Genomic DNA, 12580 nt, shown 5'->3' on the forward strand with positions numbered 1-12580 from the left:
ATGCACATTTCTTCCCAAAAAACCGCAAAAATACACTGCTTTTTAAAAAGTCATGCCCAATTATTCACATTTCCTGCCTTGCATTTTACCACTTTCTGATGTATGATAACTTTATATTAGGAGGTGATCGTATGCAGGATAAGACCATGACCTTTTCGATTGGCGGCAACCGGGAAGAAGATATTAAAAAAATTATGACGACGGTATACCAGGCTTTACAGGAAAAAGGATACAACCCCATCAGCCAAATAGTGGGATATATTCTTTCGGAAGACCCAACGTATATCACCACCCACAACAACGCGCGCAGCCTTATCCGCAAGGTCGACCGAGATGAACTTTTGCAGGTACTGGTAAAATCTTATCTGCAGACCTGAACCTAACTTCCGCCTAAAAAGGAGGCCTCCTATTGAGCGAAAAGAAAACGGAACCAAAGTTCCCCATGTACAAAGGCAAACCGCTGGTGCGCAGCGGCAATGTACTGTACTATGGCAGCATGAAGGACCGGTATGTCTGCCGGCTGGAAATTAAGAGCACAAAAAAGGTAAAGGACATGGATGTGGCTGACAAAGTAGCCGTACAGCTGATGCTGACGGACCCAGCCATGCAGTCCCGCAAACAAATCGTAAAGAACAGTGAAAAGTCCGGCCTGTACTTGGCAATGGATATTGCAGACGCATGGCTGACTCGTGCACTGGCAAAATAAACGCATTTAAGCATTAAAGAGCGGCGGCAGAAAATTTCTGCCGCCGCTCTTTAATGCAATTCTTTTTTCTTTTGTACAAAAAAGTCACCGCAGAAACGTTTCTGCGGTGACTTTGCTGTCTTGGCTAGATTGTGTTTTTAGGCGTGGCCAATGTCATGACGGTACTGTACACCATCCCAGTGAATCTTTGCAACAGCCGTATAAGATTTCTGCAGTGCTTCTTCCAAAGTGGCTCCGGTGCAGGTAACGCCCAGCACACGGCCGCCGTTGGTATAAAACTTTCCGTCCTTTTTCAGCGTGCCGGCATGATAAACCATTGCGCCCTCCACTTGGCCGTTCTGGTCCAGACCGGAAATTTCCAGTCCTTTTTTGTAGCTGCCCGGATAGCCGCCGCTCGCCATAATGACACAGGCGCAGGCTTCCTTTTTCCACTGAATATCGATTTTATCCAGTGTGCCGTTGATGGTCGCTTCAAAAATATCGACAAGGTCCGTTTTCAACCGTGGCAGCACAACCTGTGCCTCCGGGTCACCGAAACGGGAATTGTACTCAATGACTTTCGGGCCGTCCGGCGTCAGCATCAGTCCAAAATACAGGCAGCCCTTAAACGGCCGGCCCTCTGCATTCATGGCCTTCAATGTCGGCATAAAAATAGTCTTCATGCATTCGTCGGCAATGGCATCGGTATAGGAAGGGTTCGGGCTAATGGTACCCATTCCGCCGGTGTTTTTGCCCTTGTTTCCATCCAGCGCACGCTTATGGTCCTTGCTGCTGACCATTGGCTTCAGCGTTTTGCCGTCCGCAAAGGCTAACACACTGACTTCCGGACCAGTCAGGAATTCTTCAACAACCACTTGATTGCCGGAATTGCCGAACACCTTGTCCTCCATGATGGTATGCACGGCATCCTTTGCCTCATCAAAGTTCTGCGCAATGATAACGCCTTTGCCCAGCGCAAGGCCGTCCGCCTTGATAACGACCGGATAGCGGTTTTGTTTCCGAACATAGGCAAGCGTTTTTTCCGGTGTATCAAAAACTTCATACGCCGCTGTGGGAATATGATATTTTTTCATCAGGTTCTTACTGAATACCTTGCTGGCCTCAATCTGCGCCGCGGCGCGGTTCGGGCCAAAAGCTGGAATGCCAGCCTCGGTAAAGGCATCGACCATACCCGCCGCCAGCGGGTCATCCGGCGTGACACACACCATGTCAATATCGTTTTTCTTCGCAAAGTCCACCATACCCGCTACATCTGTCGCTGCAATCGGCACGTTTTCAGCATCACAGCCAATGCCGCCGTTGCCGGGTGCGCAGTAAATTTTGTCCGCGCGGCGGCTCTCCATCAGTTGACGGATAACGGCGTGTTCTCGGCCGCCGCCGCCGACTACCAGAATTTTCATTGCAATGCTCCCCTTCTTCTGCCGTTCTTAGTGGTGGAACAGGCGCATACCGGTGAACGCCATGACCATTCCGTACTTGTTGCAGGTATCAATGACATTGTCGTCACGGATAGAACCACCAGGTTCGGCCACATACTTCACGCCGCTTTTGTGTGCGCGCTCGATGTTGTCGCCAAAGGGGAAGAAAGCGTCGCTGCCCAGTGTTACACCGGAAAGCTTCGCCGCCCATTCTTTCTTTTCCTCGCATGTCAGCGGTTCCGGCTTTACTTTCAGAAACTGCTTCCAGTTGTCCGTTTCCAGCAGGTCCTCCCACTCGTTGGAAATATAGTTATCAATCGTGTTGTCGCGGTCCGGCCGATGAATGCCGTCCACAAACTGCAGGGCAAGCACCTTCGGGTGCTGACGCAGCCACCAAACGTCCGCTTTATTACCGGCAAGACGGGTGCAATGGATACGGCTCTGCTGGCCAGCACCGACACCAATCGTCTTGCCATCCTTTACATAGCAGACCGAGTTGCTCTGGGTATACTTCAGTGTAATAAGAGAAAGGAGCATATCGCGCTTGGCACTTTCGGGCAGGTCCTTTTGCTCCGTCACAATATTTTCCAGCAGGGCATTGTTGATTTTAAAGTTATTGCGGCACTGCTCAAAAGTAACGCCGAAAACGTCCTTCTGCTCCACGTCCGCGGGGACATAAGAAGCGTCAATCTGCACCACATTGTAGCTGCCGCGGCGCTTCTTTTTCAATATCTGCAAAGCCTCATCGGTGTAGCCAGGGGCAATGACGCCGTCGGACACTTCCCGCTTTAAAAACAGAGCGGTTTCTTTGTCGCAGGTATCGGACAAAGCGGCCCAATCACCGTAGGAGGACATCCGGTCCGCGCCGCGTGCGGCGGCATAGGCTGATGCCAGCGGAGAAAGCTGCAAGTCATCTACAAAATAGATCTTTTTCAATGTATCGGAAAGTTCGGTTGCCACCGCGGCACCCGCTGGACTAACGTGCTTGAAAGAGGCGGCACTGGCAAGGCCGGTGGCTGTTTTCAGCTCATGCACCAACTGCCAAGAGTTGAGTGCGTCCAGCAAATTGATATAGCCGGGACGGCCATTTAATACTTGAATGGGCAGTTCACCCTGCCGTATAAAGACACGCGCAGGCTTCTGGTTCGGGTTGCAGCCATATTTCAATTCCAGTTCTTTCATACATTGCCCTCCTCAAACATTTCTATTGACGATTTTAGAAGTATGCTTGCCGGTCTGTAAATCGATAAAGCAGGTATATAGGGAAACTTTATTGTCACTGTTCAGGTTGTCCCATACGGTGCGGGTGAAAGTTTCCAGATTTCCCGGTATCGTAACCAGTGTCGGTTCTCCATCGAAGCTAGGCAGCGGGCTGCCATCACCGAGGTAGGTGTGGATATAACGTCCCTGTCCCGCGCGGCAGCTTTCATACTCATAGAAATACCGCAGTGTATTGTCTTTGTCGCCGTTGTCGCTTTTCAAAATGGACAGGTTAAAACCACCGTTCGGCTTTACAACACCGCTGATACGCGGGGTGAAGTTGGGGCTGTCCGGCTCAAACGTGCGCTGCAGCAGTGCGTGGCGGTAGCAGCGGCCCGCCTGCATGACATCATAGATGGTATCAGTCTGGTCGCCGTTTGTCACGATGGTTTTATCTTGATACTGCCGCACCGGTGCATAAATGATGAGGGACGGGTCCGTCATTTTGCCTTCGTCAAATGCTTTGGTCTGAATGCCGTCCGCTGTCGGAACAAAGATACGGTTGCGGCTGTTTTCACTGCGGCCCATAATAAAGTACGCAATGACCGCGCTGCCGTTGTCCTCGCTTCGGCCAAGAATGATGCCGCGGCCGGGATATGTGCAGGAAGAAAGCTCCTGTGCCAAATCTGTCAGTTTCATGCTTCTGCCTCCTCGTCAATGGTTACGACTCCGTTTGTCACGTGCAGCCGGCCGGCACAGAACAGCGCAGCCGCCTTTGGCAGCAGCTTCCACTCAGCCTGTTCCATCACACGGCGCTGCAAAATTTCCGGTGTATCGCCGGACTGCACGGCAACCGCTTTCTGTAAAATAATCGGTCCGCCATCACAAATTTCATTTACAAAATGAACGGTGGCGCCGGTTACTTTGACACCGCGTGCCAGTGCCGCTTCATGCACATGCAGCCCATAAAAGCCCTCCCCACAGAAAGAGGGAATCAGCGATGGGTGAATGTTAATGATGCGGTTGCGGTACGCACGGATAACCTGCTCACTGATGATGGTCATAAAACCTGCCAGAATGATCAAACTGGTGTGGTTTTGGTCCAGTACCTGCAATAGGGCTGTGTCGTAGTCCTCCTGCCGCGCAAAAGTCCGCCGCCGCAGGACAGTTGTCGGGATGTTCGCCTTTTCGGCACGCTGCAGCGCATACGCGCCGGGATTGCTGGAAACGACCAGTGTAATGCGGCCGTCCGGAATTTCTCCGCGGTCCTGCGCGTTGATAAGGGCCTGCAGGTTGGTACCGCCGCCGGAAACCAGCACAGCAATGTTCAGCATAGCACTACGCCGTCCTCCCCAGCGACAATCTCGCCAATAACCGAAGCAGTTTCACCGGCCTGCTGCAGCACGGTGACTGCCTTTTGGGCGTCTTCCTTTGCCACGGCGCAGCACATACCAATGCCCATATTAAAGGTATTGTACATATCATGGTCAGAAATCTTCCCCGCCTGCTGGATAACGGAGAAAATAGGCAGCTTTGCAAAGGAGCCAAGTTCAATCTTTGCCGTCAGGCCGGGGTGCAGCATGCGCGGGATATTTTCGTAAAAGCCGCCGCCTGTCACATGGGACACAGCCTTTACTTCCACTGCCTGCATTAGCTTCTGCATGGATTTTACATAAATGCGTGTCGGGGTAAGCAGAGTTTCGCCCAAGGTTCCGCCGAGTTCCGGCACACGGCGCTGTGCTGCGGCGCTGTCCGTCAGGTGCAGTACACGGCGCACCAGGGAAAAGCCGTTGGAATGCACGCCGCTGGAAGCAAGGCCAATCAGTGCATCGCCCGGTTTCACCTTGCTGCCGTCTATGATTTTCGCCTTGTCCACGATTCCAACGGAGAAGCCCGCCAAATCGTACTCATCCTCCGGCATCAGGTCGGGATGTTCTGCTGTTTCGCCGCCAATCAAGGCGCTGCCGGACTGCACACAGCCCTCTGCTACGCCGCTGACGATGGCCGCGGTCTTTTCCGGAATGTTTTTCCCCGTAGCGATATAGTCTAAGAAGAACAGTGGCTGCGCGCCGCAGCAAATGACGTCATTCACACACATCGCTACGCAGTCAATACCAACGGTGTCGTGCTTGTCCATCAGGAACGCGACCTTCAGTTTGGTGCCCACGCCGTCCGTGCCGCTGACCAGCACCGGTTCCTGCATGCCGGAAAGGTCTGGCTGGAACAGTCCTCCAAAACCGCCGATACCCGAAACAACACCTGGCGTAAGGGTGCGGGCAACATACTGCTTCATCAGTTCTACGGATTTGTAGCCCGCCGTCACGTCCACACCGGCCTGCCGGTAGCTGTCACTGTAACTATTTTGATTCATTTGTCCCCTCCATGGGTCCTCTGTCCGCCTTCCCGGCCGGGCGGCGGCACAGAACAGAAAAACGGCTTACAGTTCCTTTACTTTCTCTTGAACAGCTGCATCTTTTTTGGCAACACCAGCCGCCATATCCTTCTTGGCCTGCTGCAGCTTGCCCGCCAGCGCATCGTCCGAAAGCGCCAGAATCTGCGCGGCAAGAATCGCCGCATTTACAGCACCGTCAATGGCGACCGTTGCAACTGGAATGCCGCTGGGCATCTGTACAGTGGCCAGCAGTGCTTCCATACCGCCGAGGTTTGAAGACTTCATGGGAATGCCGATGACCGGCAGTGTCGTGTTGGCTGCCAGAATGCCCGCAAGGTGCGCCGCCATGCCGGCCGCCGCGATAATCACGCCAAAGCTCGCCGCTTTTGCGCCGCGTGCAAAAGCAATGGCTGCGTCCGGGGTACGGTGCGCACTCATCACATGCGCCTCACAGGGAATGTCCAGTTCTTTCAGCTTGACGATTGCCTTGCTGACAGTGGGAAAATCGCTGTCGCTGCCCATAATGACCGCTACTTTTTTTGTTGCCATGGTAATCAATCACTCCCATATCAATTTAATAAAATAAAAAGAAAAATAGGCTGTGCCGCCACCGGTACAGTCTATTTGAAAGAAAAGCAGGCGAACCTGAAAAAAGATGATGCATCTGTTTTCCGCCCCCCTGCCTGTAGAATACCTCTATTGTAGGGGAAAACGTGCATAATTGCAAGGTTCGTCTTGCTTTTTCACGAAAAATTCTATTCTACTTTGCCGCGGGTGCGTTGTTTTGGTCATCCTTCGGGTCCGTGATCAGTTCTTTTAGGGACGTCGCAAGACCCGCAAGACCCTGTATCTCGGACGGAATGATAATTTTAGTAGCCTTGCCGTCAGCTGCTTTCTGGAAAGCTTCCAGGCTCTTCAGCGCAATGACACGGTCACTCGGATTGGCCTCTGTCAGCAGCTTCAGCGCGTCGGCATAGGCGCTCTGTACTTCACGCACAGCCTCCGCCTGGCCCTGTGCCTCCCGAATCATGGATTCCTTCTTGGCATCCGCACGCAGGATGGTACTTTCTTTTTCACCTTCAGCCACCAGAATAGCGCTCTGCTTATGGCCTTCGGCCTCCAGAATCTGGGCACGGCGCCCACGTTCGGCCTTCATCTGTTTCTCCATGCTGTCCTGGATTTCCTTTGGCGGCAGGATGTTTTTCAGTTCCACACGGTTAACCTTAATGCCCCATGCATCCGTTGCCTCGTCCAGAATGGTCCGAATCTTCGTATTGATGTAGTCGCGGCTGGTCAGCGTGTGGTCCAGCTCCAAGTCACCAATAATGTTGCGCAGGGTGGTGGCAGAAAGGTTTTCAATCGCGGACAGCGGGTGTTCCACACCATAAGTGTACAGCTTTGGGTCTGTCACCTGAAAATAGATAACGGTGTCTATCTGCATAGTAACGTTATCCTTTGTGATAACCGGCTGTGGTGGGAAGTCGACAACCTGTTCCTTCAGGGACACTTTTTTAGAAACCTTTTCAATAAACGGAATCTTAAGATGCAGACCGGTGCGCCAGTCAGCGTGGAAGGCACCCAGACGTTCCACCACATAAGAGTGGGCCTGCGGCACAATCTTGATGTTGGAAACAATGACTAAAAGGACCAAAACCAGAATGATAATCAGGACAAGTGATGCTAGAGTCATAACAAATCTCTCCTCTCAAAAAACAGGCTGCTGGACGAAAGTAAACAGGTCAGTTGCGGCGGACAATCAGCTTGACACCCTCAATTCGGGCCACCGCCACGATGCTGCCTGCGGGAATGATGCTGTCGTCCTCCGAGCGCGCGGTCCACACGCTGCCCATAATCTTGACTAGGCCGCGGTCATCTGTATTGCAGATTTCCTCTGTCACAATACCGGTCTTTCCCACATAGCGGTCAGCGTTTGTCTGCACTTTCTGAAAACGCGTCATGCGGCGAGCAAAGGGCCGTGTGCACAGCAGCAGGACTGCTGACACTGCCAAAAACAAAAGGACCTGTATCCACGGCGCCGCACCGAAGAAAGCCGCAACCGCCGCCACTATGCCGCTCACGGCGAACCAAACGCTTACAAGCTGAACCGTTAGGCCCTCTATGACTGCGGCAATGATGATAATGACAAGCCAAACAAACGGCATGACACCTGTCAGTTGTTCCCACATACTTCCCACCTCTCTTTCATTTTTGCCATTTTATCATAGAATGATACAGAACGCAAACAAAAGAAAGAGAGAATACTGCCTGCGGCGGCCCTATTCGTACAGAAAATATAAAAAAGGGAAAAGGCCGCTGTCCCGCGCATTGGGACCGGCCTTTTCACGTCTTTTCTTCGTTTTGCAGAGAAGCAACAGAACTGTAACCGCCAAATGAGATACTTTGCTTCCTTAAAAGTGAACCAGCAGCAGCAGCGTACCGCCCGTTAGAAGTGCCAGTCCCACCGCGGCCCTGCAACTCAGTTTTTCTTTTAGGAACAGGTAAGAGAACAGCACCGTAACCAGAATAGAAAGTTTATCGATGGGTGCTACCAAGCTGGCACTGCCCATTTGCAGCGCACGGTAATAACACAGCCATGACAATCCCGTTGCCAATCCGGAAAGTGCCAGGAACAGCCAGCTTTTCCCATCAATTACGGAAATCTGCTTTTGCAGGCCGCGTGCGAACACAATCCCCCACGCCAGCGCCAGCACCACCACCGTACGTATCGCGGTGCCGAGATTCGATTCTACCCCCTGTATGCCGACCTTACCGAGAATAGCCGTCAGGCTGGCGAAAACCGCCGAGGCCACCGCCCACACAAGCCAGCTTTTGCCCCCGGCAGCCGGTGCTTCTGTTTTTTTCTTTTGTATCATCAGCAGGGTACCGCTTAAAATCAGCACCATACCAATCAGCATATTGGCTGAAAATGGTTCGCCCAAAAACAGAAATGCCAGAATCATGGTCAGTACCGTACTGGATTTATCAATCGGTGCTACTTTATTGACATCACCCAGCTGCAGCGCACGGAAGTAACAAATCCAGCTGGCACCCGTTGCCAAGCCGGAAAGGACGAGGAACGTCCATGTGTGTGCGGACAGGCTGCCAATCTGGCCGCCGGAACCCACCACAACCACCATCAGCCACGCAAAGGCCAGCACAACAACTGTCCGCAGCGCCGTTGCCAAATGAGAATTGACATTTTTAATCCCGATTTTCGCCAATACCGCTGTAATACCGGCAAAAAACGCTGAACCAAACGCATAGAGAATCCACATATCTGTCTGTCTTCTTTCCTATTCAGAATAAAAAAGCCTCCACGACACAGGAAGCGGCGTGGAGGAGCCAGTTTTGGGCTGTTTTACTGTCTGGAATGATTTTTTCCCGTGTGAGCAGCAATTTCCTGAATATTTTTGCGCGCTGTGCGCAGTTCTGAAAGATTCTCGGTCAGGGAATCGTCCGCACGGCGCATCAGGTCATCCACATACCGGCTGCTGGCATGGCGCATATCACGTGTCTGTTTTTGGGCAACAGTCAGCATCTCCGTGGCAATCTTTTGTGCCTGCCGAAGGACCGCCTGCTTGCTGGTCATATCCCGTGCGCGTGTTTCCGCCTCTTGAATGGTGCGCTCTGCACGCTTCTGGGCATCCGTAAGGATTTTTGCGCGGTCAGCTACAATCGCGCGTGCCTGGCTTACCTCCCTCGGAAGAGTGTCACGCAGTTCACTGAGAATTTGGCGGGCTTCTTCACCGTTCAGCACGGCTTTTCCACGGCCGAGCGGCAAATGCCATGCGCCGTCCAGCATCTGTTCCAGCTCGTCAATCAGTTCCTCTGCGCTGACGGTATTTTCATCACTCATTCCTTGTTTCCTCCTGTGTAAATGCGATCCATAATATCCGGCAGGATACACTGCGGTACGCATTTTGAAATATCGCCGCCGAACGTGGCGATTTGCTTCACTACGCTGGAGCTGAGAAACATATTTTCTGCGGTCGTGTTAAAAAAGATGGTTTCCAAGTCTGGGTTAAGATTCCGATTCGTAAGGGACATCTGAAACTCATACTCAAAGTCGGACAGAGCACGCAGGCCGCGGACCACGGCCACAGCGTGCTTTTGATGTGCATACTCGGCCAGAAGACCGTGAAAGCTGTCGATTTCCACCTGCGGCATCTCTTTGGTGCAGCGGCGAATCATTTCTTCCCGTTCTTCTGTTGTAAAGGCAGTGTGTTTGGCCGGATTGTCCAGTACCGCAACGATTACTCTGTCAAACAGTTTGCAGGAGCGGCGGATAATATCCAAGTGTCCCAGCGTCATCGGGTCAAAGCTGCCCGGGCAGATTGCAATTTTTTCTTTCCTCATACTGATACGTCCTTATGCACGAATGTAGCTATCCTGATTTTCCCGTAGCGGTACTCCCGCAGGTGGCAGAAATCGCCGGCGCTCTGCGGCAGTTCTTCATCGGCAGGGTGCTCACACAAAATCAGGCCACCCGGGTTCATGACTGCCGCACACAACGGCAGTGCCTGCTGCAGCAGGCCCGTACGGTAGGGCGGGTCCAGAAAACACAGGTCATATCGCTGCCCGCGGCGCTGCAGATACAGCAGGGTATCCGTCTGGTACACGCTGGCTTTATCCGCAAGACCTGTTATGGTCAGATTTTTCTGAATGACTTGTATGCTTTCCCGGCTGCTGTCCAAAAAGGTGGCATGGTCCGCACCGCGGCTAAGTGCCTCAATGCCCAGCTGGCCGGAACCGGCAAACGCGTCCAGCACCCGGCGGCCTTCCACCTGAAACTGAACGATGTCAAAAATTGCTTCTTTCACACGCTCCGGTGTGGGGCGTGTTTCGGAACCCTCCCGGGTAACAAGGCGGCGGCCTCTGGCCGTGCCGGTAATTACGCGCATGGATCCGAACTCCTTTCGTGGTGTGGTGGCGTTTTGTCACGAACTCTATTATCGCATTCCACGGCGTTCCTGTCAACTTTCAGCGAAAAAAAGGCGAAAATCAATTTTTCGGCGGCGTGCAATTTTCTTCCTGCCGAAAATAGGCATACACTTTTTCCGCGGCGGGACGGTTCATGCACGGCGCACCTGCCAGCTCTTCCAGCGTAGCCTCCCGAATGGCAGACACCGTACGAAAATGGTGCAGCAGGGCTTTTGCGCGCCGGTCACCGATACCCTCTATCTGTGTTAAGGATGAGGAAAAAGTATGTTTTTTGCGGCTTTGGCGGTGGTAGCTGATGGCCCAGCGGTGTACTTCATCCTGAATGCTGGAAACCAGCGTAAAGGCGGCACGGTGGCTGTTAATGGCAACTGCCCCGCCGCTGCCGGTAATGGCCCGGGTGCGGTGGCTATTGTCTTTAACCATACCGAACAGCGGCACCTGTAGACCAAAATGTTCCAGTACCGGCTGCACGGCACTGATCTGTCCTTTGCCGCCGTCCAGCAGAATAAGGTCCGGCAGGTGGCCGAACCCCTCATCCTCTTCTTTATGTGCCTCATATTCCTGAAACCGGCGGAACAGCACTTCCCGCATGGAAGCATAATCGTCCTGTCCCTCTACGGTTTTTATCCGGAACCGGCGGTAAGCAGAACGGAGCGGCCGACCATTTGCGAACACGACCATACCGGCCACGTTATCCTCCCCCGCTAAATTGGAAATATCATAAGACTCAATGTACTGCGGCGGGTGCGAAAGCCCCAGCAGACGGCCCAACTCGTCCAGCGCACTGGTTTCGCGGCCGGTGCGGCCGGTGGTCTGTGCCACCTGTTCCGCCGCGTTGCTGCGCACCATCTCTGCCAGATGAGCCTGTTCCCCTTTCTGCGGCACGGTGATATGCACGGCCCGGCCGGCCTTTTCGCTCAGCCATCGCTCCAGCAGGTCAGTATTTTCCGCGGGACCATCCAGTGTCACGCGCGGCGGAATGCGGTCCCGAATGGTATAGTACTGTTCCAAAAAAGCGCCGCGGGCACTTTCCGGTTCGCCAACCGGTCCCATCGGAAAGCTTTCACGGTCGCACAGACGGGCATCCTGAAAGCGGAACACCTGAAAACACGCGGCGTCGGCCCCCTGTGCCAGCGCAATGACATCCTGTTCCGGAACAGAAACTGCCACCACTTTCTGCCGGCCTGCCATACGGCGGATAGCAAGCAGCCGGTCCCGCAGACGGGCAGCACGCTCGAACTGCAAATGCTCGCTTGCCTCCCGCATCTTCTGTTCCAGCTGGTGCACAGAAGAAGCACTGCCACCGCGCAGAAAGTCAACCGCTTCCCGCACCAGCTCGCCATATTCTTCTTGGCTGATTTTTCCAAGGCAGGGTGCACAGCATTGCTTAATATAATAGTTTAGGCAGGGACGCCGCCTGCCTATATCCTGCGGAAAGCGGCGGGTGCAGCTAGGCAAACGGAAAATTTTCAGGGCTTCGTCCACACTCTGCCGGGTTGCCCAGGAACTGACATACGGTCCCAGATAAACAGCACCATCGTCCATCTTCTGCTGTACTTGTGAAACACGCGGCCATGCTTCCTTCGTAACACGAATATAATGATAGCCTTTGTCGTCCTTCAGCAAAATATTATACTTTGGCTGATGCTGTTTAATCAGGCTTGCTTCCAGCACCAGTGCCTCAAATTCACTATCTGTCAGGATATACTCAAACCAGTCCACATGGGCAACCATCTGGCGCACTTTTTCCGCATGATTCTTCTCACTGCCAAAATACTGGCTCACACGATTTTTCAGTGCTTTGGCCTTACCAATATAAATAATCTGTCCGCTGTGGTCGTGCATGATATATACCCCGGGATGCAGGGGCAAATTCATGGCCCGCCGGCGCAGTTCCCGGCGCTTTTCCTCACTAAGCAAATG

14 protein-coding genes and 1 pseudogene are annotated in these 12580 nt (G+C 53.1%); 2 read left to right on the forward strand and 13 right to left on the reverse strand.

Features of this window, described 5'->3' with window-relative positions:
- Positions 1-131 precede the first annotated feature (131 nt).
- Positions 132-377, forward strand: a complete 246-nt coding sequence (locus ACIHKT_RS07815; RefSeq protein WP_086036439.1) for an IreB family regulatory phosphoprotein — start codon at positions 132-134, stop codon at positions 375-377.
- A 65-nt stretch (positions 378-442) separates the two neighbouring features.
- On the forward strand, positions 443-706 hold the full coding sequence (locus ACIHKT_RS07820; protein WP_086036894.1) for a hypothetical protein: 264 nt from the start codon (positions 443-445) through the stop codon (positions 704-706).
- A gap of 137 nt (positions 707-843) precedes the next feature.
- Here the strand turns inward: ACIHKT_RS07820 and purD are convergent, their stop codons facing one another.
- The 13 genes and pseudogenes from purD to uvrC form a co-directional block, all read right to left on the reverse strand.
- On the reverse strand, positions 844-2106 hold the full coding sequence (purD, locus tag ACIHKT_RS07825; protein WP_086036440.1) for a phosphoribosylamine--glycine ligase: 1263 nt from the start codon (positions 2104-2106) through the stop codon (positions 844-846).
- 27 nt (positions 2107-2133) lie between these two features.
- Complete coding sequence (locus tag ACIHKT_RS07830; protein ID WP_086036441.1) at positions 2134-3306, reverse strand: phosphoribosylaminoimidazolecarboxamide formyltransferase; 1173 nt, start codon at positions 3304-3306, stop codon at positions 2134-2136.
- Between the two features lie 12 nt (positions 3307-3318).
- Positions 3319-4023 (reverse strand): IMP cyclohydrolase, encoded by a 705-nt coding sequence (locus ACIHKT_RS07835; RefSeq protein ID WP_086036442.1) that lies wholly within the window; start codon positions 4021-4023, stop codon positions 3319-3321.
- The gene (purN, locus tag ACIHKT_RS07840; protein ID WP_086036443.1) at positions 4020-4658 is read right to left on the reverse strand and encodes a phosphoribosylglycinamide formyltransferase; all 639 of its coding nucleotides are present in this window, start codon (positions 4656-4658) and stop codon (positions 4020-4022) included. The genes ACIHKT_RS07835 and purN overlap by 4 nt, the downstream gene beginning before the upstream one ends.
- Positions 4652-5695, reverse strand: a complete 1044-nt coding sequence (gene purM, locus ACIHKT_RS07845; protein ID WP_086036444.1) for a phosphoribosylformylglycinamidine cyclo-ligase — start codon at positions 5693-5695, stop codon at positions 4652-4654. Before purM ends, purN begins: the two co-directional genes overlap by 7 nt.
- A gap of 66 nt (positions 5696-5761) precedes the next feature.
- On the reverse strand, positions 5762-6265 hold the full coding sequence (gene purE / locus ACIHKT_RS07850; protein ID WP_086036445.1) for a 5-(carboxyamino)imidazole ribonucleotide mutase: 504 nt from the start codon (positions 6263-6265) through the stop codon (positions 5762-5764).
- A gap of 211 nt (positions 6266-6476) precedes the next feature.
- Positions 6477-7406 carry an SPFH domain-containing protein gene (locus ACIHKT_RS07855; RefSeq protein WP_086036446.1) on the reverse strand — a complete coding sequence of 310 codons (930 nt, stop codon included), beginning with the start codon at positions 7404-7406 and terminating at the stop codon, positions 6477-6479.
- Between the two features lie 49 nt (positions 7407-7455).
- Complete coding sequence (locus tag ACIHKT_RS07860; protein ID WP_236849716.1) at positions 7456-7902, reverse strand: NfeD family protein; 447 nt, start codon at positions 7900-7902, stop codon at positions 7456-7458.
- Positions 7903-8124: 222 nt separating this feature from the next.
- Positions 8125-8991, reverse strand: a complete 867-nt coding sequence (locus ACIHKT_RS07865) for an EamA family transporter (protein WP_086036447.1) — start codon at positions 8989-8991, stop codon at positions 8125-8127.
- Between the two features lie 83 nt (positions 8992-9074).
- Positions 9075-9572, reverse strand: a complete 498-nt coding sequence (locus ACIHKT_RS07870) for a hypothetical protein (RefSeq protein WP_086036448.1) — start codon at positions 9570-9572, stop codon at positions 9075-9077.
- Positions 9569-10072 carry a pantetheine-phosphate adenylyltransferase gene (coaD, locus tag ACIHKT_RS07875; protein WP_086036449.1) on the reverse strand — a complete coding sequence of 168 codons (504 nt, stop codon included), beginning with the start codon at positions 10070-10072 and terminating at the stop codon, positions 9569-9571. Before coaD ends, ACIHKT_RS07870 begins: the two co-directional genes overlap by 4 nt.
- Positions 10069-10620, reverse strand: a pseudogene (gene rsmD / locus ACIHKT_RS07880) (16S rRNA (guanine(966)-N(2))-methyltransferase RsmD); the annotation flags it as partial. The gene coaD and the pseudogene rsmD, both read right to left, overlap by 4 nt.
- Positions 10621-10717: 97 nt before the next feature.
- On the reverse strand, positions 10718-12577 hold the full coding sequence (uvrC, locus tag ACIHKT_RS07885; protein WP_236858931.1) for an excinuclease ABC subunit UvrC: 1860 nt from the start codon (positions 12575-12577) through the stop codon (positions 10718-10720).
- Between the last annotated feature and the right edge of the window lie 3 nt (positions 12578-12580).

Origin of the sequence: Caproicibacterium sp. XB2 (genome assembly GCF_044880635.1) — a bacterium.
Lineage (GTDB): Bacteria > Bacillota > Clostridia > Oscillospirales > Acutalibacteraceae > Caproicibacterium > Caproicibacterium lactatifermentans.